The sequence below is a fragment of the Halomonas sediminis genome, assembly GCF_044871105.1.
GTDB classification, from domain to species: domain Bacteria; phylum Pseudomonadota; class Gammaproteobacteria; order Pseudomonadales; family Halomonadaceae; genus Vreelandella; species Vreelandella zhuhanensis.
This window is the reverse complement of record NZ_CP085246.1, coordinates 1,166,744-1,185,935: the sequence shown is the minus strand read 5'-3', so window position 1 is coordinate 1,185,935 and position 19,192 is coordinate 1,166,744. Positions and strand designations below refer to the sequence as shown.

The following is a 19,192-nucleotide window of genomic DNA, read 5'->3' as shown; positions in this document are numbered from 1 at the left end:
CTATTAACCTGCCCTCTATAATGGTGTTGCCGGGGTTTACTTAACGCCCTTTTATCGGGATATTCATTACACCAGTATCCGGCATGTTTAGGCGCCAGGGAGAATAACGTGGAAACAAACACCCAGCTGACGTTTGCCATTATCGGCATCGTAATCGGTATTGTGATTGGAATAGTCGGTTATCGCTTATTTAGCAAAAGCCACCGTGAAATCCAGAAAATGAGGCAGAAACTACTGGAGCGAGACCACCAGCTAGCCGAACTTAAGGGCGGTATGGGGGAAAACCTGCTCAGCATTCAACAGCGTCTCAACAATATTCGTCATGAAGCGGATCAACTGGAAAATCAACTCAATGACGATGCCAGCCGCTGGCAACTGGAAGGTGTTTCATCCCGCCTGGACGTACCAGGACAGGATGCGCGCTCTCAGCCGACAGACTCGACTTCAGGTGAAACGCCGCCCAGCGTGCCACGCGACTATGCGGACGGCAGCAGTGGTACGCTTTCCGAAGACTTCGGCCTCAGAGACAACCAGGAAGCGCCACAGCCGCCACGCTATTGAGTCCGGTGACAGCGAGTGCCGTTTGCGTCTGGCGCCAAGCGTCGCTTACCAGCGTGACACCTTCTATCTATAGCAGATACCCCAAACTATCCAGCCCCGCTTAGGCGGGGTTTGGAATGTCCACGAAACGGTGCATGACGCCATACTCGCGAGATAGCCACTCGCCTAATGCCTGAATGCCGTAACGTTCAGTGGCGTGATGCCCAGCAGCCAGATAATGAATCCCCATCTCTCTCGCCAGATGCGTGGTTCGTTCCGATATCTCGCCGGAGATAAACGCCTGGGCACCGCCTTCATATGCTGCGCCGATCATGTCCTGCGCACCTCCTGTGCACCATGCCACGCGCTCGATGGGCTGTTCGGAAGATGCTTCAATCAACAATGGTTCACGGCCTAGCTTTTGCGTCAGCTGCTGCGCAAGCTCACCGCTTGTCATAGGCTGCGGCAGACGCCCTTTCCATAACAGACCTTCCCCGAGCTCAGCATCGATACAACCCTCGACTTGCCAGCCAAGATGACGCGCCAATTCAGCGTTATTACCCAGAACGGCGTGAGCATCCAGAGGCAGGTGGTAAGCCACCAGATTGATATCATGGGTCAACAACGTCTTGATGCGTCGTTGCTTCATACCGGTAATTGCCAGCGGTTCGTTTTTCCAAAAATATCCATGATGTACCAACAGCATATCGGCGTTCCAAGCTACGGCCTCGTCCAGCAAGGCCTGGCAGGCAGTCACTCCCGTCATGACACGCGTCACATGCTCGCGCCCAGACACCTGTAACCCATTGAGAGTGAAATCTTTGAAACGCTTTATATGCAGCTCGTTATCACAGGCAGCCACCAACCTAGCGCTTTCCACCATGCACCTTCTCCTCAGGTTAGTCTTTTCTTGTTTAACGTTCGTCGATCTGAATGCGTCGAACTGAAAGTGTTACGATAACGTCATTGTAAAATATCGGCATGGTTACTGTGAGCCATTGCCTGGACCAAGGGAAACGTTGCATGCCACGTTTAATGCTGCCTTATATCTGGCCCGTCATTGCCGGAGTTCTGCTCGCCGGCCTGCTGCTTATCGCCTTTCCCGAGCAATTATCTTCGCCATTAAGCCCTACCAGGCCCGAAACGCCCTCGTCTCCACCGCTTTCTTTGGTGCCTACAGCGGAGCAGGAGCTTTCTCGCTCGGCTCCTGAAATCCGCCAAGCGGCACCACTGTCCAGCATACAAGGGCCTGTCAGTTATGCCGATGCGGTCAATCAGGCAGCGCCTGCGGTGGTCAATATCTATTCTTCACGTATCGTTGAACGCGACCAGCATCCGTTGATGTCCGATCCTTTCTTCCAGCAGTTTTTTGGCGGTGACGACACCACTAATCAGCAACGCATGCTGTCAAGCCTTGGGTCTGGCGTCATCGTCAGCCAAGATGGTTATGTATTGACCAATCATCACGTGATCAGCGGTGCCGATGAAATACAGGTGGCCCTGCGTGACGGTAGAGAAACCTTGGCCGAAGTGATAGGCACTGACCCCGAAAGCGACCTGGCAGTGTTGCGCATTCCCCTTGAGAGCTTGCCAAGTATTACATTGGCCGATTCCACGGCAGTGGCCGTGGGTGACGTTGCCTTGGCTATCGGCAATCCTTTTGGGGTCGGTCAGACCGTGACCATGGGAATCATCAGCGCAACAGGGCGCAACCATCTAGGGCTTAACGCTTATGAGGACTTCATTCAGACTGATGCGGCAATTAACCCCGGCAACTCCGGGGGCGCCCTGGTCAATGCTGAGGGGGCCCTGGTCGGAATCAATACTGCAATATTTTCCCGCTCGGGTGGCTCGCAAGGCATTGGCTTCGCAATTCCAGCCAACCTGGCTCACAGCATCCTGGATGAACTTGTCACTCAAGGACGGGTGATTCGTGGCTGGCTGGGCATTGAAGCCCAAGCATTATCCCGCGAATTGGCTGCGTCTTTTGGGCTACGCACCCCTCAGGGAGTGATTGTTTCCAGTGTAGTGGAAGGCGGCCCGGCGGCAGAAGCCGGACTACAACCTGGGGATGTACTGCTTGAGGTGAATGGGCGCCCTATCATGGATGCCCCCACGACCATGAGCGAGATCGCTTCGATCCCCCCTGGCACCACGCTCCCGCTTACCGTGGTGCGCGGTGGCGAACGCCTGCAGATAACACTTGAGGTAGGCGAGCGCCCGGCACCCTACCTGGAAACACAGCGCCGGGCAGAGCGAGACGGGCCCACACCCTGAGCCGTTGGGTTAATTACCAATACGGTACTCAGCCGAACGCGCGTGAGCAGTGAGCGATTCGCCACGCGCCAAGGTGGAGGCCAACTTGCCAAGCTCAGAGGCACCTGCTGCCGAGCAATGGATGATCGAAGAGCGCTTCTGGAAATCGTACACGCCCAACGGTGAGGAAAAACGCGCAGTACCCGAAGTCGGCAACACATGGTTGGGGCCGGCACAGTAATCGCCCAATGCTTCGGCGGTATAGCGCCCCATGAAGATTGCGCCTGCATGGCGGATTTCGCTTAACCAGGATTCCGGCGCTTCCACAGAAAGCTCCAAGTGTTCCGGCGCAATCCGGTTGATCAGCATAAGCGCCTCGTCCGGGTCATTGCAGTGAATCAGGGCACCACGCCGAGCCAGGGACTGCCGTATGATTGCCTCGCGCTCCATGGTGGGGAGCAACCGCTCAATCGATTCAGCGACAGCATCCAGGTGGGCGGCGTCCCAGCTGACCAGGATAGCCTGGGCATCTTCATCGTGTTCGGCTTGAGAAAACAGGTCCATTGCCAACCAGTCACTATCGGTCTTTCCATCCGATACGACGAGAATTTCCGAGGGGCCTGCGATCATGTCGATGCCCACCTGCCCGAAGACGGCACGCTTGGCCGTGGCCACGTAGATGTTACCGGGGCCGACCACTTTGTCCACGCGAGGCACGGTCTGGGTACCATAGGCAAGGGCGGCTACCGCCTGAGCCCCACCGACAGTGAAAACATGGTCAACCCCTGCCAGATGAGCTGCGGCCAGCACCAGCTCGTTGAGAATACCGTCCGGGGTGGGCACCACCATGACGATCTCACGCACACCGGCAACATGGGCGGGAATGGCATTCATCAATACCGACGATGGATAAGCGGCCTTGCCTCCCGGCACGTAAATACCGGCACGGTCCAGCGGCGTCACCTTTTGCCCCAGCACAGTGCCGTCAGCCTCTTCATATTGCCAGGATGTGGGTTTTTGCCGTTCATGATAAACACGGATCCGCTCCGCTGCCTGGGTCAATGCCTCTCGTTGAACAGCGGGTAAACCCTCGTAGGCCTGCTGCAAGCGTTCCGCCGACAGCGTCAGTTCTTCCATGCTCGTTACAGCAAGACGGTCAAAACGATTGGTGGCTTCGATCACGGCACTATCGCCATGCTCCTTTACTGCCGCCAGAATGTCGTGAACGCGTTGCTGAACCGTACTATCGGAGACCCCTTCCCACGCCAACAACCTATCAAGATGCTGATTGAAATCCGCTTCTTGGGTGGCTAAACGGGTCATTGCTACCGGGGGAAATTGCTCGCTCATGCGAAGGTGCTCCTTGCATCATTCAGTTAACGGGAGTGGCTGACGCTCGACGCTTGGCTACCGCCTCGCTCAAGCGCTCGATCAGGGGCTTGATCCTGTCGTGCTTCATGGTCATCGCTGCCTTGTTGACCACCAGACGCGTACTGATCATATCGATCAACTCGCGCGGTTCCATACCATTGGCTCGCAATGTATTGCCGGTATCCACAATGTCCACGATCTCATCGGCAAGGTTCATCAGTGGCGCAAGCTCCATAGCGCCATAGAGCTTTATCACTTCGGCCTGGATACCCTGCTCGGCATAATAACGCCGCGCCACATTAACGAACTTGGTCGCCACCCTGCGACGGGCATGGGCCGGTGCCGCTCCCACCATCCCGGCGGTCATCAGCTTGCACTGGGCAATATTCAAGTCCAAGGGCTCATACAACCCTTCAGCGCCATGTTCCAGCAGCACGTCCTTTCCCGCCACGCCCATATCCGCAGCTCCCAGCTGCACATAGGTCGGCACGTCGGTTGCGCGGATCACCACCAGCTTGACGTCGGGCAGGTTGGTGTCGAATAACAGTTTGCGACTCTTGCCCAAGTCTTCAATCGGTGTGATACCGGCATCCGCCAGCAGTGGCAAGGTTTCGTCGAGAATACGCCCTTTGGAAAGGGCCAGAATCAGTTGCTTGCTCATGTCGTCGCCAATGGTTGAAAGCGGATCAGCCCGGAATACGGCGAATACGCGCACCCAGCAGTTGGAGTTTTTCCTCGATGCACTCATAGCCCCGGTCAATATGATAGATGCGATCCACCAGGGTTTCGCCTTCCGCCATCATGGCGGCAATCACCAGCGATGCCGAGGCGCGTAGGTCGGTCGCCATCACCGGGGCACCGGATAACCGCTCGACGCCAGTAATCATCGCGGTATTACCCTCCAGAGCGATATTGGCACCCATGCGGTTAAGTTCTTGAACGTGCATGAAACGATTTTCAAAGATCGTCTCGACCACTCGAGAGGTTCCCACAGCCACTGCATTCATCGCGACGAATTGTGCCTGCATATCGGTAGGAAATGCCGGGTAGGGTGCCGTGCGAATATTGACTGCGCGAGGCCGTTTGCCATGCATATCCAGCGCTATCCAATCATCCCCGGTGGTGATCTCGGCACCCGCCTCTTCCAACTTGGCGAGTACTGCATCAAGAATATTGGCTCGCGTACGCTTGACCTTGACGCGCCCACCGGTCATGGCCGCCGCCACCAGAAAGGTACCGGTTTCTATACGATCAGGCATGACTTGGTGCTCACAACCATGCAACTTCTCGACACCGTTGATGGTAATGGTATCGCTGCCATGGCCGCGAATATCAGCACCCATGGCGATCAGACATTCCGCCAGGTCAACGATTTCAGGTTCACGAGCGGCATTTTCCAACACCGTCATACCTTCAGCCAGGGTCGCCGCCATCAGCAGGTTTTCGGTACCGGTAACCGTCACGGTATCGAAGAAAATAGCCGCGCCTTTAAGACGTCCATCAACACGAGCGCGGATATAACCATTTTCCACACGAATGTCAGCGCCCATCGCCTCGAGACCCCGAATATGCAGGTCTACCGGGCGTGAGCCAATCGCACAACCACCCGGCAGCGATACATCCGCCTTGCCGAAATGCGCCAGCAATGGCCCCAACACCAGGATGGAGGCGCGCATTTTCTTGACCAGCTCATAAGGTGCATGGCAATCCTTGACCTGAGAACCATCGAGCTGAATGGTCATTTTATCGCCCATCACCGGCTCAACGCCCATTCGTCCGAGCAACTCAAGCGTGGTAGTGATGTCTTGAAGATGAGGCAAGTTACCGATGACCACCGGCCCATCAGCCAGCAAGCTGGCACACAAGATTGGCAAAGCGGCATTCTTGGCGCCACTTACCCAAACCTCACCGTCGACGCGGCCACTACCCGTAATAATCAATTTATCCATGGTAGCCGCCCTTATTGGGCATTTTCCGGCGCGGTTTGCCATTGCGCCGGTGTATATGTCTTGATGCTGACGGCGTGTAACGCGCCCGAAGCAATTTCATCGCTCAGCGCTGCATAAACCAGTTGCTGACGCTTGACCGGGGACAGGCCTTCGAATACCTCACCCACAGCTACAACCTGAAAGTTGCAGCCCTCGCCTTGCACGTGGACGTCACATCCATCCAGACGTGACTCAAGCAGTGACTTGACTTCATTGGGTTGCATGGAATTCAACACTCCTTTGGTGGAATAAAAAATACGATACGCTGCGTGCTCGATACGAACCCGCAGATCAATATGGAACATGATAAAGAAAAGCGCCTTGCTTGGCGATGTGGATAGTTAGCCACATTAACCGCCCACGCCACCGGCAGGCGGGATTATTCCGACGGCTCAGTTACGCCAATCAGGCTGTCGAGTTCAGCCAAGGCAGACAGTCGGCGCAGAGGCGGCGACAAGGCAGCTTCTTGGAAAAGCAGCTTTTGATCACGGCTGATCCGCAGCCATTGCAATAACACGCTCAAGGCGGCACTGCTGGCTTTTTCAACTTGAGTGAAATCGAAGCTAACTTCAGTACCGGCTGCTTGCTGCTTCAACCATTGACTTCCAGCAGTAGCCAGTCGCGCTGCCACCGAAACATCAACCTCACCTTGAACGCACAAGGTATTGCCTTGTGCGTTCAAGCGAAATGCGGGCTCTTCAAGAAGCAAGCTCACGCACCTCTCCCTTCTTCAAGCTCTTCCACGGCAAGCTCAGGTGCCCAGTTGTTAATAACCGCATCGTAGTCACGATTATGGTCACGCATGGCTTGATCGAACTGATTACGGAATGTTAACCCCAAGTTGATGCCATTGACGATCACATTCACTACACGCCATTCGCCATTCGAAAGCCGCAGACTGTAGCTGACCGGGTATACCGAGCCATCGGTAGCCACGATTTCCATTGCCACGCTGGCCAGATCCTCTTGGCGTTGCGGCTGCTGAGTATCCAGCACTCGCAGCTCATCATAATCGAATGTCACCAGGCCCTTGGTGTAGGTATCAATCAATGTCTGACGAAAGATGTCGGCAAAGCGCCTGCGCTGTTCTGGTGTGGCGTTCTGATAATACCTACCCATCACGCTGGCCCCGATATAGCGGAAATCTGCCACTTCTTCGAGACTCGATTCAACCAACTCCTTGAGTTCATCGATATTGTCAGCGTAATAATCTTCTCGTTTCTCTAACTCGTTCATGAAATCGTTAATATTTTCACGAATCAATGCTTCCGGGCTCTGGTTCGGCGTTTGCGCCTGAAGGTGCAATGGCACTACCAGCAGCAATATCGCTAGCAAGGTCAAAAAATGACGTTTCATGTTCATAAGCCCTCCTGGGGCACAAGCCAATCAAACAAGGTAATTTCAACCACTGACCATATTGGATATAAATTGTTGAATTAGTTCTTCAAGCACCAGCGCAGACTGAGTATCGGTAATGGTATCGCCGGCCTCCAGTACTTCGGGGTCGCCACCCACACTCAACCCCACGTACTGCTCCCCCAGCAAGCCTGCAGTGAGTATGGCGGCAGTGGTATCACGGGATAACTGCCCCTCGAGTTCGCCATCCAGGCGCAATGTCACTCGCGCATCGAACCATTCGGTATCCAGTTCGATAGCTTCTACCCTCCCCACGGTCACTCCTGCCATGGTGACGCGCGCGCGCGGGCGCAACCCGCCGACATTGGCGAAGTTGGCTTCCAATTGAAAGGACTCGGCAGGGGCGGAGAGCGTCACGCCACTGACGCGCAACCCCAGAAACACTAATCCAAGGATACCGGCCAGCATGAAAAGTCCCACGCCTAACTCCATTGTCTTACTGCGCTTCATTGAAAAATGCTCCAAAAAATCAAGAAAGACCACCGAACATCACCACGGTCAGCACAAAATCGAGGCCCAGTACCGCCAGTGAGGAATACACCACGGTACGTGTCGTCGCACGTGAAATACCCTCTGAGGTCGGCACAAGATCGTAGCCCTGAAACACTGCGATCCAGGTCACCACCAAGGCAAACACCAGGCTTTTGATGATGCCGTTGCCGACATCATCAAGAAATGAAACACTGGCCTGCATATTGCTCCAATAAGAGCCTTCAAATACGCCTAGCCATTCCACCCCGACCAAATATCCGCCCCAGATTCCGACCACACTGAAGCCGACGGTAAGTATGGGTAGCGATACGAACCCGGCCCACAATCGGGGAGCCACGATACGCCGTAGTGGGTCGACACCGATCATCTCCATGCTGGTGAGCTGCTCGGTGGCTTTCATCAAGCCGATTTCCGCCGTCAAGGCCGACCCTGCTCGCCCGGCAAACAGCAACGCCGCGACCACAGGCGCCAACTCCCTCAGCAAGGACAGCGCCACCATTTGCCCCAGCGCCTGTTCGGCACCGAAATCCACCAGGATGGTATACCCTTGCAATGCCAGCACCATGCCAATGAACAGCCCCGACACCAGCACAATCGCCAACGACAATACACCGACGAAATATACTTGATGCAGCCATAGGCGCAGCCCCTCACGCGAAGGCACCGCCACTGCCGACTGGGCGAGAAAAATCCCCGCGCGGCCCAGCGACTCGGAAGCATCGCATCCCTTGCGACCCCAGCGAGCAAGGCTTTCGATGCCTTTCGTCATTCCACTTTCACTCAAGGATGGCCTCCGGATGCCGTCGCATCGTCAAGAATATCGCTATAGAAATCCGGTGCCGGATAATGAAACGGCACCGGCCCATCAGGTTCGCCATGCACGAACTGACTCACTCGAGGGTCGGCATGGGTATCCAGCGACTTGGGTGTTCCTTCGGCCACCACCTTGCCATCGGAAATCAGGTAAACGTAATCAGCGATCGACAGGGTTTCCTTGATGTCGTGGGACACCACAATGGACGTCAGTTCAAGCGCTTGGCTAAGGCGACGGATCAATTCCACCAATACCCCCATGGAAATGGGGTCCTGACCGACAAAAGGCTCATCGTAGAGAATCAATTCCGGGTCCAGCGCCACGGCACGCGCCAAGGCGACCCGACGCGTCATGCCGCCCGACAGTTCAGCGGGGGTCAAGGTACGGGCACCACGCAAGCCTACTGACTGAAGCTTCAGCAGTACCAAGTCACGGATCATTGGCTCAGGTAAATCCGTATGTACCCGTAGCGGGAAAGCCACGTTTTCGAACACGTCCAGATCGGAAAACAGTGCTCCGCTCTGAAACAACATGCCCATACGCTTGCGCAGCTCGAACAGGGCCTTGCGTGACAAGCGGTGTACATCCTGACCATCTATCAGTACCCGCCCACTATCCGGCGTCAGCTGTCCTCCGATCAATTTGAGCAAGGTGGTTTTGCCGGTCCCGCTCGGCCCCATGATGGCGGTAATACGTCCGTAGGGAATGGCCATGTTGATGCCACGAAAAACTTCACGCCCACCGAACGTGAAGTGTAGATCTTCAATTTCAACAAAAGGAACGTCAGTCATGGTGACTCATTATCGGAAAATGGCGCAGTTGAGGTCGACAGCAGGTCATTGCCGAGGTCGACGATAGAATAGTTGCGAATGAGAAAACCGCTCACTAACAGTTTCAAAAACAAGATTTCAAAAACATTATCGAACATCGTATCCTAACCCTTATAGCTAGCGTCAAGCGATAAACATCCAGCTATTACGTTTCGGGCATCCCACCTCGAGGATGTTATCCTGTGTACAGACGTTCATTCACTTTCTTGAGCCATCCGCCATGAATCAGCCCGCCCCTCTCACTTCCTTGCTACGCGAAAGCGCTGTGCGCACCCTGATGGTGGAGCAGGCGGCTATCGGCGCCTTGATCGGCAAACTGGGTACCGGATTCGATCAGGCATGTCAGTTGATTCTGGCGTGTACCGGACGCGTGGTGGTAACCGGCATGGGCAAGTCCGGGCATATTGCCGGCAAGATTGCCGCCACTCTCGCCAGCACCGGCACCCCGGCTTTTTTCGTTCATCCCGGTGAAGCCAGCCATGGGGATCTAGGCATGATCACCCGTGGTGATGTCGTGCTGGCCCTGTCCAATTCCGGTGAAACCAGCGAAGTGACCGCTCTGCTGCCCTTGCTCAAGCGCATGGGCGCACCCTTGATCAGCATGACCGGGCGCCCCGGTTCCACCCTGGCACGGCATGCCGACGCCCATCTGGACAGCGGCGTGGAACGAGAAGCCTGCCCGCTGGATCTCGCGCCCACCAGTTCCACCACGGCGGCATTGGCCCTGGGCGATGCACTTGCCGTGGCTTTACTCGAAGCGCGCGGCTTCACCGCCGAGGATTTTGCCCTTTCCCACCCAGGTGGAAGCCTGGGCAAACGACTCCTGCTCAGGGTCAAGGACTTGATGCACGCCGGTTCGCGTTTACCCCAGGTGCCGCTGGGCAGCCCCCTGCGTGACGCTCTGTTGGAAATCACCCGACAAGGGCTGGGATTTACCTGCGTGGTAGACAAGGAAGGTCGGTTGGCCGGCGTCTATACCGACGGTGATTTACGTCGCACTCTGGATCAACACCATGATCTGCGTAACTTGAGCGTGGAGGATGTCATGACCCGTCCGGGCAAACGCATTTCACCTGACCTGCTGGCCGCCGAAGCCGTACGTATCATGGAAGACAACCGCATCACGGCCTTGGCCGTCGTCGACCAGCATGAACATCCTGTAGGCGCATTGCATATGCACGACCTTCTAGCCAGCGGTGTGATTTAACAAGGCTTTTCACTCAAAGATGCTTCTACCTGGAAGCGTTTCAATCGGAGGTTCCATGGCCCTATCGCCTGCTTTACTCGACCATCTGCGCCGCGTGCGCTTGCTCGCTCTGGATGTGGATGGCGTTCTGACCGATGGCCGGCTCTACTTTCAGGCCGATGGTATCGAAATCAAGGCCTTTCATACCCAGGATGGGCATGGCCTCAAACTGCTCAAGCGCGCAGGCATTCATGTCGCCCTGATTACCGGACGTGATTCGCCAATGGTCAGCCAGCGTGCAGCCGCCCTGGGAATTTCTCATGTGTTCCAAGGCTGCGAGGATAAGCTCGCCACCTTGCGCCACCTCTGTCAACGCCTTGGGATCGAACTCGATCAGGCAGCTTATTGTGGCGATGACCTGCCTGACTTGGCGGCAATCAAACGTTCCGGCATCGGAATTACCGTACCCCACGCGCCTGCCTATATTCAGTCACATGCCGACTGGGTAACCGAACGCCATGGGGGGCATGGTGCAGTGCGCGAGATCTGCGACACCCTGCTCGAAGCGCAGGGGCACTGGGGCGCCGTCATAGACACCTACCTGCACGGCCGTCGCTGAGATGAGCCGGCAAGCCTTCTTGCCGCGCTGGCTATGGATAGCCGGAATGGTGGCCCTGCTCGGCGGGTTGCTGGTTTATCTGGACCCTCGCGCACCCCAGGAAGTCGCGGTGGACCCCGCCGCCCAGGCCGAGGAACCCAGCCATGTACTGGAAGGCGCCGACATGACCTTGTTCGGTGCCGACGGGCTTATCCAGCAGTCCATCCGCACTCCCCATCTGGTGCATATTCCCCAGGATTCCCTGACCCAGGTCGAGATGCCAAGAGCCAGGCTGTTCGACGAAAAAAGGCGTGAATGGCTAGCCAGCGCCGACAGTGGCACTGTCGACATCGCCGCTCATCACTTGACCCTCAGCGGCTCGGCTCGGCTGGTCGCTCCTGAGAGCGGCTGGCAACTGGATAGCGAAGTGTTGCATTATGACAGCCGTCAGGCTCACGCCTGGAGTGACGCCCCGGTGGTGCTGCAACATCCCCCCCAGCATATGCGCGCCTTGCGCATGGATACCTGGTTGAATGATAGCCAGGTTCGCCTGACCGGCGATGTGCAAGGCTACCACCCAGCGGCAACGCGCGAGCAAGAGGAAACCCCATGAAAACGTTTCTGCAAGCCACGCTGCTGAGCCTGGCCCTGTTGCCGGCAGTGGCACTTGCCCAGCAAGCGCCTCCACCGGTCGAAGTGGAGGCAGACCGTCTTGATCTGGATCAACGTACCGGTACTGCGGTATATGCCGGTAACGTTGAAGTTCGTCAGGGCGAAATGCGCCTGAGAGGCGATCGTGTCAAAATTCAGCGTAACTCGGCAGGCGAACTGTCGCGTGCTATCGCCACCGGAGATCGCGCCTATCTTCGTCACCACCCGGAAGGCCAGGATCAACCTCTGGAAGGTTATGCCCGCACAGTCATTTTTCACGTGGCCGAACGCCGGGTGGAACTGATCGATAAAGCCGAAATGATTCAGGGCGGAGACCGCTTCACCGGAGGACGCCTGGAATACTTCATCGATCGAGAGGTCATCCAGGCTCGCGCCGATGTGGAAGGACAGGAGTCCCAACGCATCCGCATGACTCTGCAGCCCGAACAACAATGAGGCAAGCCGTGCACTCAGGCGATAGTGAAGCTTCTGCGTCTACTCTTGGCATAAAAACGCTTTATGCCCGCCATCTGGCCAAGAGCTACAAGCGCCGGCGCGTGGTCAAGGATATCAGTCTCGAGATCGCTCAGGGTAGCGTGGTCGGACTGCTGGGCCCTAATGGGGCCGGCAAGACAACTTCCTTTTATATGATCGTCGGCCTGGTACGCGCCGATGCCGGCGAAGTAAGTATCGATGAGCATGACCTCAGTGGCGCCCCCATGCACGAACGCGCCATGGCCGGCATCGGCTATCTGCCTCAGGAAGCCTCGATATTTCGCAAGCTGTCGGTGGCCGACAACATCATGGCGATTCTGGAAACGCGCAAGGACCTTGATCGAAGCGCTCGCGAACAGCGCCGGGAAGCGCTACTCGAAGACTTTCATGTCACCCATATACGCGACAACCTGGGCATGAGCCTTTCCGGTGGTGAGCGCAGGCGCGTGGAAATCGCCCGCGCGCTCGCTACCGAACCGGCGTTCATACTGCTCGACGAACCTTTTGCCGGAGTCGACCCTATTTCCGTGGGTGAGATCAAGACCATTATCCGCGCGCTCAAGGCACGCCATATAGGCGTCTTGATCACTGACCACAACGTGCGTGAGACCCTGGACATCTGCGATACGGCTTATATCGTCGGCGACGGCCAGATCATCGCCAATGGCCCTCCCCAAAGCATTTTAGACAACCAGCAAGTACGCGATGTGTACCTAGGTGCCGATTTCCGCTTATAGGCAATATTTTCCCAGCCTAGTGGCATATTTATTGCTAATCATTACCCAAAGCTGGGTTGCGTCAGGTCGTGGCTCGCACTAGGGTAAAAACTTTCGATCAAGCAAGCGGGACTTCCCTATGGTCATGAAAGCCTCACTTCAATTGCGCATGGGTACTCAGCTGACCATGACGCCGCAATTGCAACAGGCCATTGCACTGCTGCAGTTATCCACGCTTGATCTGCGACAGGAAGTTCAGCAGGCACTCGACAGCAACCCGATGCTGGAACAGGAGGATGAGTTCGGCGAGCAAACCGTCAATGAAACTCCCGAGCCGGAATGGTCGGAGGATATCCCCACCGAGCTTGCTGTCGATAGCGACTGGTCGGATACCTACCAGGACATGGGTTCTATGGTTGGCGGCACTTCGGAAGGACCGGATTTTGAACGCCAGGCCGCTGGGCAAAGCCTCCAAAGCCGCTTGCTCTGGCAACTCGCGATGACTGATTTCGACGACCGTGAACAGCTGGTAGCGGAAAGTCTTATCGATGCCCTCGATACCAATGGCTACCTGACCCAGACGCTCAACGAGATCCGCGAAGGATTGCGCGGGCAGGTCGAGCACATCACCTTGCGAGAAGTGGAAGGGATACTGCTGCGCTTGCAACAATTCGAGCCTACCGGCGTCTTCGCCCGAGATCTGCGTGAATGCCTGATGCTTCAACTGGCAACGTTACCCGATGAGACGCCGTTGCTGCCCCAGGCACGACGTCTGGTGCGTCAGTTTCTGGAAGCCTTGGGCAAGGACGATTTACGCCTGCTCAAGCGCCGCCTGGGTCTCGATGACCAGCAGCTGAATGAGGTCATTCATCTGATTCGAAGTCTCGACCCACGGCCGGGCAGCGCCTTTTCCGAAACGACCGATAGTTATGTGATTCCCGACCTGGTAGTCCGCCATGATGCGCAAGGCTGGCACTTGGAGCTTAACCCTGAGGCACTTCCCCGGTTGAGAATTCAACCGGATTACGCAAGCCTGATCAAGCGCGCTGACAAGAGCCACGATAACCAGTTCCTCAAGGAGCATCTCCAGGAAGCACGTTGGTTGATCAAGAGCCTGTCCAGCCGCAATGACACCCTGCTACGCGTAGGGCGCGAAATCATTATCCGGCAGATCGGTTTTCTGGAGCATGGCGAGGAAGCCATGAAACCCCTCATACTGGCGGATATTGCCGACGCCGTTGAGATGCACGAATCCACCATCTCGCGAGTAACCACGCAAAAATACATCCATACCCCGCGTGGCGTCTTCGAGCTCAAGTACTTTTTTTCCAGCCAGGTGGGAGGCGGCGAAAGCCAGGGCGATAGCCATTCAAGTACCGCCATTCGCGCACGGCTCAAGAAACTGGTTCAGGAAGAACCTCCGGGCAAACCCCTTTCCGATAGCCGAATCGTGGTACTGCTACAGGAAAACGGCGTCAAGGTGGCACGTCGCACAGTCGCCAAATACCGCGAAGCCATGGGAATCCCCCCTTCCAGTGAACGCCGTCGATTAAGATAGTCTCGAGAAAAGATCTTACAGAAAAAAGCCTGAACAAAGCCCGCAATCAACGCATAAGCCGAGCTGAATCAATGAGATTCAAGAATCTTTTCCCAAGGGCTTTGCTTGAAAGGAAAAAGGGTTACAATCAAGTCACAGCCCGACAGAGAAGGAGTACGTCAATGCAAGTCAATATCACCGGTCATCATGTGGAACTGACTGACGCCTTGCGTGACTATGTCAATGAAAAGCTCGCTCGCGTAGAGCGACATTACGACAATATCACCACGGTACAAGTAGTCCTGTCTGTCGAAAAAGAACGTAAACAAGCCGCCTGTACCCTGCATGCAGGCGGTATTGACGAACTGCATGCCGAAGCCACGGATGTCGATATGTACGCTGCCATAGATGCCTTGGCGGATAAGATCGATCGCCAGCTCGTCAAGCATAAGGAAAAAGCACAAGCCCGCGCCCAAGGCGCCGGGGTGCGTTAACCTGATGTCACTGGAAGCCATCCTGCCCCCCGAGCGTGTGCTTTACGACGTGCCCGGGGGGAGCAAGAAGCGTATACTGGAATTTTTCAGCACCTTCATTGCTCAGAATACCCCGAGCCTGGATAGCCAAGAGGTCTTCAGTCGACTCATTGGCAGAGAACGCCTAGGCAGTACGGGAATCGGCAATGGAGTCGCTATTCCTCATGCCCGCAGTCCCCACTGCGATGCGCCTATTGCCAGCTTTCTCAAGCTTGCCGAACCGGTGGATTTTGACGCCATTGACGGCGACCCGGTCGACTTGCTGTTTGTGTTGCTGGTACCGGAACAAGCCGATGACACTCACCTCGCGCTTCTCGGCCAGGTAGCCACGATCATGAACGATGCGGACACCCGTGCTCAGTTACGCAAGAGTGCCAGCCAACGCGAACTGCTTGACATACTGATGGCGACGATTCGAAACCAGGACGTTTCCTGAACTTTATTGTTCACGTTCTGAACGTTATTGTTTTCTGCATCAGCCTACGAGTACCTTATCCGTCATACCTTCGTGCCTCCTCGCAGCCCCTCACTAGACGCTGCAGGGTGACGCCTGGCCAGGAGCAGGAGATTCATATGCAACTCGTGATCATCAGCGGGCGCTCCGGCTCGGGAAAATCCATCGCTCTGCAAGCCTTGGAAGACCTGGATTATTACGCCATTGATAACTTACCCGCCATGTTGCTGGGTTCACTGGTGGATGAACTGGTTCAGGAAAGCGAAAGAACCCATTTGGCGGTGAGCATCGATGCACGCAACCTGCCCTACGCATTGGAGCGTTTTCCCAGCCTGTTAATGGAATTGCGCGAACGGGGTATCGATTGCCAAGTCATTTACCTGACCACCGATGCCCGTATCCTGCTGGAACGTTACTCAGCGACGCGCCGACGTCATCCATTGACTCGCAACAGTGACATGACATTGGAAGAAGCCATCACCGAGGAAGAAAAGGCTCTCAGCGAGATCCGCAACCTTTCCGACTTGATGATCGACACCTCGCGGTTATCCGTGCATGACCTGCGTCGCCGCCTTGTCGACCAGGTGGCTCATCATCAACGTGACCAGCTTGCGCTCACCTTCGAGTCGTTTGGGTACAAGCGTGGGGTTCCCCTGGATGCCGATCTGGTATTTGACGTACGCTGCCTGCCCAACCCCTACTGGGACCCTCGGCTACGTCAATCGAATGGACGCGATGCCACTATCATCGAATTTCTTGATGACTTCCCCATCGTCCATAGCATGTACAACGATATCCATGACTGGCTGGAACGTTGGCTACCTGCTTATCAAAGCAGTCAACGCAGTTACATGACGGTGGCCATCGGTTGTACCGGTGGGCAGCATCGGTCAGTTTATATGGCCGAACGCCTGGCCAGACAAGTCATGAATAATTACGGTAATATCAGTCTGCGCCATCGCGAACTGGGGCTGCAATACACTCTCAGTGCCGAGAAAGGCCAGGTAGAATTCACCGGTGATGAAGGCTCAACATCAACGCCACTCAGCGCACACGCAAGATAAAGGAAATACGGTGCCTCAACGCAAGCTGACGCTTATCAACCGACGCGGTCTGCATGCTCGTGCTGCCACCAAACTGGTGCAGTGCTGCCAGGATTTCAACGCACGCGTACACGTTCAAAAAGCCAGTCAAGAAGCAGATGCGGCCAACATCATGGCTCTCTTGATGCTGGCCGCTCCCTGTGGCACTGAACTTACAATAAGCGCAGAAGGCGACGATGCAGAACAGGCACTCGAAGCGATCCAGGAACTCTTTGACGCCCGCTTCGATGAAGACGCCTAGCTAGTTTCCTGGTCGCCGGCCACTGTCATTTCATCAATCAACCAGCTGCCGGTGTGAATGCTGCCTCGCGTATCGGTGTCGTTACCGATACCTACCAAGCCACTGAACATCTGTTCGAGGTTACCGGCGATGGTGAACTCTTCAATGGGATACTGGACCTTGCCATCTTCCACCCAGAAGCCGGTAGCACCGCGAGAGTAGTCCCCGGTGACGCCATTGACCCCTTGTCCCATCAATTCCGTTACCCATACCCCACGCCCCATTTTTTGCAGCAAGTCTTGCGGTGCGCTTAACGGTGCCGAGATACGTAGATTCCGAGCTCCCCCGGCATTACCCGTGGTCTGCATTTCCAGGCGTCGAGCGCTATAGCTCGAGAGCATATAACTTTCCAGGCGTCCCCGATCGATAAAACGGTTATTGCGCGTTTGTACACCTTCGTTATCGAACGGCGAACTGGCCATGGCGCCGACCTCCATGGGTCGTTCGCTTAAGGAGAACCAGTCGGGAAACAAAGGATCTCCCAGGCGGTCACACAAGAATGACGCTTGGCGATACAGAGCGCCGCCGGCCAGGGCGCCCATCAGATTGCCTACCAGACCAGCCGCCAGGCTCGGGTCGAAGAGTACCGGAAAACGGCCGGTCTTGGGACGCCTTCCACCAAGCCGGCGCAGCGTTCGCTCAGCTGCCTGCCGCCCAACTGCTTCGGGGTCCTGTAACTGTCGTGGGTCGCGGGCCGAGGTGTAATCATAGTCACGCTGCATGCCGCTGCCGTCCTGGGCAATCAACATGCAGGAGAGTGAGTGACGGCTGCCTTTCTGGCTCCCCAGGAACCCATGGCTATTGGCATAGACCCGCACGCCTTCTCCTGTCGAAAGGGACGCCCCCTCAGAATGGGTGATGCCTTCGACGCCGCGACCGGCGCTTTCGCAGGCAAGTGCTATTTCAATAGCCTGTTCGGTACTCAGCTCCCAAGGGTGATGGACGTTTAAATCGGGGAAATCCGTGGCCATCAATGCAGCATCCGCCAGACCTGCCGCTGGGTCTTCGCCGGTGTAGCGCGCAATCGCCATGGCTTTTTCCACCGCTGCACGAATTGACGCCTGCCCGGCATCGGTAGAGGAAGCACTCCCTTTGCGCATACCGACATATACCGTGACGGCGATACCTTGATCTCGGGACAGCTCGACGGTTTCGACTTCGCCCAGACGCACACTGACACCCACGCCTTGATCGACACTTGCCCCAACCTCGCAGGCATCCGCACCCAACTGTTTGGCCAGTGCCAACGCCTCTTCGGCACGCGTTTCCAGCAGCTGTTGCTGCGCCGGCGCATCAAACGCTTGTGTCATGTTTTTCTCCTTCCTCAGCCGAGAATCCTCGGCAGGTGAATGCTGTCGCTTGCGGCCTGATATACTGCCGCAACCTGAATTCGTTAACGAGCCACATCATGTCCAAAAAACGCCCTGACTTCATCGAAAACGATGAACAAGAACGCCCCAGCAAATCGCAGCTCAAGCGTGAAATGCACGCCCTGCAGGAACTGGGGGAAAACCTGATTGCCATGAAACCCGCTGAGTTGGCACGGTTTCCGCTTTCCGATGACATGCTGCGTGCCATCGAGGAAACGTCACGCATCCGCTCCCATGAAGGGCGCCGGCGACACATGCAATACGTCGGCAAACTGATCCGCAAGGAAGACCTGGTCGCGATCCAAGCGGTGTTTGACAGTGTCGACCAGGAACAACAGCAGCGTGATCATGCCTTTCATCGCCTGGAAAAATGGCGCGACCGCCTGATCGAGGAAGACGACTCGGCAATAGATGCCTTCATGGCAGACTATCCCGACACGGATCGCCAAACGCTCCGTCAGTTGATACGCAACGCACGCCGTGAACGCGACCAGGCCAAACCACCGACCAGTGCCCGCAAGCTGTTCAAATTCCTTCGCGAAAGCGCTGCCCTGTAACGCAA

Annotated in this window: 24 protein-coding genes; 13 read left to right on the top strand and 11 right to left on the bottom strand. The window is 56.1% G+C overall.

The features are described from left to right. The first annotated feature begins 108 nt into the window (after window positions 1-108). Window positions 109-561, top strand: a complete 453-nt coding sequence (locus LG290_RS05770) for a ZapG family protein (protein ID WP_499836617.1) — start codon at window positions 109-111, stop codon at window positions 559-561. Between the two features lie 100 nt (window positions 562-661). Here the strand turns inward: LG290_RS05770 and LG290_RS05765 are convergent, their stop codons facing one another. After that, entirely contained in the window at window positions 662-1,423 is a 762-nt protein-coding gene (locus LG290_RS05765; RefSeq protein ID WP_160417059.1) for a Nif3-like dinuclear metal center hexameric protein, read from the bottom strand. A 140-nt stretch (window positions 1,424-1,563) separates the two neighbouring features. On the opposite strand from LG290_RS05765, the gene LG290_RS05760 reads away from it, so the two are divergent. Next, the gene (locus LG290_RS05760) at window positions 1,564-2,817 is read left to right on the top strand and encodes a Do family serine endopeptidase (RefSeq protein WP_499836616.1); all 1,254 of its coding nucleotides are present in this window, start codon (window positions 1,564-1,566) and stop codon (window positions 2,815-2,817) included. Between the two features lie 9 nt (window positions 2,818-2,826). Here the strand turns inward: LG290_RS05760 and hisD are convergent, their stop codons facing one another. From hisD to LG290_RS05715, 9 genes are all read right to left on the bottom strand, one after another. Continuing rightward, window positions 2,827-4,146, bottom strand: a complete 1,320-nt coding sequence (gene hisD / locus LG290_RS05755; RefSeq protein WP_499836615.1) for a histidinol dehydrogenase — start codon at window positions 4,144-4,146, stop codon at window positions 2,827-2,829. 22 nt (window positions 4,147-4,168) lie between these two features. Further along, window positions 4,169-4,828: an ATP phosphoribosyltransferase gene (hisG, locus tag LG290_RS05750; protein WP_499836614.1), complete on the bottom strand. Its 660-nt coding sequence runs from the start codon at window positions 4,826-4,828 to the stop codon at window positions 4,169-4,171. A gap of 25 nt (window positions 4,829-4,853) precedes the next feature. Next, window positions 4,854-6,116: a UDP-N-acetylglucosamine 1-carboxyvinyltransferase gene (murA, locus tag LG290_RS05745; protein ID WP_499836613.1), complete on the bottom strand. Its 1,263-nt coding sequence runs from the start codon at window positions 6,114-6,116 to the stop codon at window positions 4,854-4,856. 11 nt (window positions 6,117-6,127) lie between these two features. Next, entirely contained in the window at window positions 6,128-6,379 is a 252-nt protein-coding gene (locus LG290_RS05740) for a BolA family protein (protein ID WP_499836612.1), read from the bottom strand. Between the two features lie 155 nt (window positions 6,380-6,534). Further along, a complete protein-coding gene (locus LG290_RS05735; RefSeq protein WP_499836611.1) occupies window positions 6,535-6,870 on the bottom strand; it encodes an STAS domain-containing protein in 336 nt (111 codons plus the stop codon). Further along, on the bottom strand, window positions 6,867-7,511 hold the full coding sequence (locus tag LG290_RS05730; protein WP_499836610.1) for an MlaC/ttg2D family ABC transporter substrate-binding protein: 645 nt from the start codon (window positions 7,509-7,511) through the stop codon (window positions 6,867-6,869). The genes LG290_RS05735 and LG290_RS05730 overlap by 4 nt, the downstream gene beginning before the upstream one ends. 45 nt (window positions 7,512-7,556) lie before the next feature. After that, entirely contained in the window at window positions 7,557-8,021 is a 465-nt protein-coding gene (gene mlaD / locus LG290_RS05725) for an outer membrane lipid asymmetry maintenance protein MlaD (RefSeq protein ID WP_160417067.1), read from the bottom strand. Between the two features lie 19 nt (window positions 8,022-8,040). After that, window positions 8,041-8,832, bottom strand: a complete 792-nt coding sequence (mlaE, locus tag LG290_RS05720; RefSeq protein ID WP_160417068.1) for a lipid asymmetry maintenance ABC transporter permease subunit MlaE — start codon at window positions 8,830-8,832, stop codon at window positions 8,041-8,043. Between the two features lie 11 nt (window positions 8,833-8,843). Then, the gene (locus LG290_RS05715; protein ID WP_499836609.1) at window positions 8,844-9,668 is read right to left on the bottom strand and encodes an ABC transporter ATP-binding protein; all 825 of its coding nucleotides are present in this window, start codon (window positions 9,666-9,668) and stop codon (window positions 8,844-8,846) included. A 259-nt stretch (window positions 9,669-9,927) separates the two neighbouring features. Between LG290_RS05715 and LG290_RS05710 the strand changes: the two genes are divergently transcribed. From LG290_RS05710 to LG290_RS05665, 10 genes are all read left to right on the top strand, one after another. Beyond that, on the top strand, window positions 9,928-10,914 hold the full coding sequence (locus tag LG290_RS05710) for a KpsF/GutQ family sugar-phosphate isomerase (protein ID WP_499836608.1): 987 nt from the start codon (window positions 9,928-9,930) through the stop codon (window positions 10,912-10,914). A 55-nt stretch (window positions 10,915-10,969) separates the two neighbouring features. Continuing rightward, entirely contained in the window at window positions 10,970-11,512 is a 543-nt protein-coding gene (locus LG290_RS05705; RefSeq protein WP_499836607.1) for a KdsC family phosphatase, read from the top strand. A gap of 1 nt (window position 11,513) precedes the next feature. Then, window positions 11,514-12,104 carry an LPS export ABC transporter periplasmic protein LptC gene (lptC, locus tag LG290_RS05700; RefSeq protein ID WP_499836606.1) on the top strand — a complete coding sequence of 197 codons (591 nt, stop codon included), beginning with the start codon at window positions 11,514-11,516 and terminating at the stop codon, window positions 12,102-12,104. After that, window positions 12,101-12,598: a lipopolysaccharide transport periplasmic protein LptA gene (gene lptA, locus LG290_RS05695; protein ID WP_499836605.1), complete on the top strand. Its 498-nt coding sequence runs from the start codon at window positions 12,101-12,103 to the stop codon at window positions 12,596-12,598. Before lptC ends, lptA begins: the two co-directional genes overlap by 4 nt. Further along, window positions 12,595-13,374: an LPS export ABC transporter ATP-binding protein gene (gene lptB, locus LG290_RS05690; protein WP_499836604.1), complete on the top strand. Its 780-nt coding sequence runs from the start codon at window positions 12,595-12,597 to the stop codon at window positions 13,372-13,374. Before lptA ends, lptB begins: the two co-directional genes overlap by 4 nt. A 118-nt stretch (window positions 13,375-13,492) precedes the next feature. Next, on the top strand, window positions 13,493-14,911 hold the full coding sequence (locus LG290_RS05685; protein ID WP_499836603.1) for an RNA polymerase factor sigma-54: 1,419 nt from the start codon (window positions 13,493-13,495) through the stop codon (window positions 14,909-14,911). 161 nt (window positions 14,912-15,072) lie between these two features. Further along, window positions 15,073-15,384, top strand: coding sequence for a ribosome hibernation-promoting factor, HPF/YfiA family (gene hpf / locus LG290_RS05680; RefSeq protein WP_160417074.1), 312 nt, complete (start codon window positions 15,073-15,075; stop codon window positions 15,382-15,384). Window positions 15,385-15,388: 4 nt separating this feature from the next. Further along, on the top strand, window positions 15,389-15,859 hold the full coding sequence (ptsN, locus tag LG290_RS05675; RefSeq protein WP_499836602.1) for a PTS IIA-like nitrogen regulatory protein PtsN: 471 nt from the start codon (window positions 15,389-15,391) through the stop codon (window positions 15,857-15,859). 137 nt (window positions 15,860-15,996) lie between these two features. Beyond that, window positions 15,997-16,941 (top strand): RNase adapter RapZ, encoded by a 945-nt coding sequence (gene rapZ / locus LG290_RS05670; protein ID WP_160417076.1) that lies wholly within the window; start codon window positions 15,997-15,999, stop codon window positions 16,939-16,941. Between the two features lie 10 nt (window positions 16,942-16,951). Further along, window positions 16,952-17,221: an HPr family phosphocarrier protein gene (locus LG290_RS05665; protein ID WP_160417077.1), complete on the top strand. Its 270-nt coding sequence runs from the start codon at window positions 16,952-16,954 to the stop codon at window positions 17,219-17,221. Here the strand turns inward: LG290_RS05665 and pmbA are convergent. After that, on the bottom strand, window positions 17,218-18,570 hold the full coding sequence (gene pmbA, locus LG290_RS05660; protein ID WP_499836601.1) for a metalloprotease PmbA: 1,353 nt from the start codon (window positions 18,568-18,570) through the stop codon (window positions 17,218-17,220). The genes LG290_RS05665 and pmbA overlap by 4 nt on opposite strands. A gap of 98 nt (window positions 18,571-18,668) precedes the next feature. Here pmbA and yjgA point away from each other — a divergent pair, with 98 nt between their 5' ends. Continuing rightward, window positions 18,669-19,187 carry a ribosome biogenesis factor YjgA gene (gene yjgA, locus LG290_RS05655; protein WP_499836600.1) on the top strand — a complete coding sequence of 173 codons (519 nt, stop codon included), beginning with the start codon at window positions 18,669-18,671 and terminating at the stop codon, window positions 19,185-19,187. Window positions 19,188-19,192: the final 5 nt, after the last annotated feature.

Excerpts from the sequence above, each read along its gene's own strand:
- hisD (WP_499836615.1), bottom strand. The coding sequence starts at position 4,146 with ATGAGCGAGCAATTTCCCCCGGTAGCAATGACCCGTTTAGCCACCCAA.
- hisG (WP_499836614.1), bottom strand. The coding sequence starts at position 4,828 with ATGAGCAAGCAACTGATTCTGGCCCTTTCCAAAGGGCGTATTCTCGAC.
- mlaD (WP_160417067.1), bottom strand. The coding sequence starts at position 8,021 with ATGAAGCGCAGTAAGACAATGGAGTTAGGCGTGGGACTTTTCATGCTG.
- LG290_RS05715 (WP_499836609.1), bottom strand. The coding sequence starts at position 9,668 with ATGACTGACGTTCCTTTTGTTGAAATTGAAGATCTACACTTCACGTTC.
- LG290_RS05730 (WP_499836610.1), bottom strand. The coding sequence starts at position 7,511 with ATGAAACGTCATTTTTTGACCTTGCTAGCGATATTGCTGCTGGTAGTG.
- yjgA (WP_499836600.1), top strand. The coding sequence starts at position 18,669 with ATGTCCAAAAAACGCCCTGACTTCATCGAAAACGATGAACAAGAACGC.
- lptC (WP_499836606.1), top strand. The coding sequence starts at position 11,514 with ATGAGCCGGCAAGCCTTCTTGCCGCGCTGGCTATGGATAGCCGGAATG.
- lptB (WP_499836604.1), top strand. The coding sequence starts at position 12,595 with ATGAGGCAAGCCGTGCACTCAGGCGATAGTGAAGCTTCTGCGTCTACT.
- LG290_RS05760 (WP_499836616.1), top strand. The coding sequence starts at position 1,564 with ATGCCACGTTTAATGCTGCCTTATATCTGGCCCGTCATTGCCGGAGTT.
- LG290_RS05705 (WP_499836607.1), top strand. The coding sequence starts at position 10,970 with ATGGCCCTATCGCCTGCTTTACTCGACCATCTGCGCCGCGTGCGCTTG.
- lptA (WP_499836605.1), top strand. The coding sequence starts at position 12,101 with ATGAAAACGTTTCTGCAAGCCACGCTGCTGAGCCTGGCCCTGTTGCCG.
- pmbA (WP_499836601.1), bottom strand. The coding sequence starts at position 18,570 with ATGACACAAGCGTTTGATGCGCCGGCGCAGCAACAGCTGCTGGAAACG.
- hpf (WP_160417074.1), top strand. The coding sequence starts at position 15,073 with ATGCAAGTCAATATCACCGGTCATCATGTGGAACTGACTGACGCCTTG.
- mlaE (WP_160417068.1), bottom strand. The coding sequence starts at position 8,832 with ATGACGAAAGGCATCGAAAGCCTTGCTCGCTGGGGTCGCAAGGGATGC.
- rapZ (WP_160417076.1), top strand. The coding sequence starts at position 15,997 with ATGCAACTCGTGATCATCAGCGGGCGCTCCGGCTCGGGAAAATCCATC.
- ptsN (WP_499836602.1), top strand. The coding sequence starts at position 15,389 with ATGTCACTGGAAGCCATCCTGCCCCCCGAGCGTGTGCTTTACGACGTG.
- LG290_RS05710 (WP_499836608.1), top strand. The coding sequence starts at position 9,928 with ATGAATCAGCCCGCCCCTCTCACTTCCTTGCTACGCGAAAGCGCTGTG.
- LG290_RS05740 (WP_499836612.1), bottom strand. The coding sequence starts at position 6,379 with ATGCAACCCAATGAAGTCAAGTCACTGCTTGAGTCACGTCTGGATGGA.
- murA (WP_499836613.1), bottom strand. The coding sequence starts at position 6,116 with ATGGATAAATTGATTATTACGGGTAGTGGCCGCGTCGACGGTGAGGTT.
- LG290_RS05685 (WP_499836603.1), top strand. The coding sequence starts at position 13,493 with ATGGTCATGAAAGCCTCACTTCAATTGCGCATGGGTACTCAGCTGACC.
- LG290_RS05765 (WP_160417059.1), bottom strand. The coding sequence starts at position 1,423 with ATGGTGGAAAGCGCTAGGTTGGTGGCTGCCTGTGATAACGAGCTGCAT.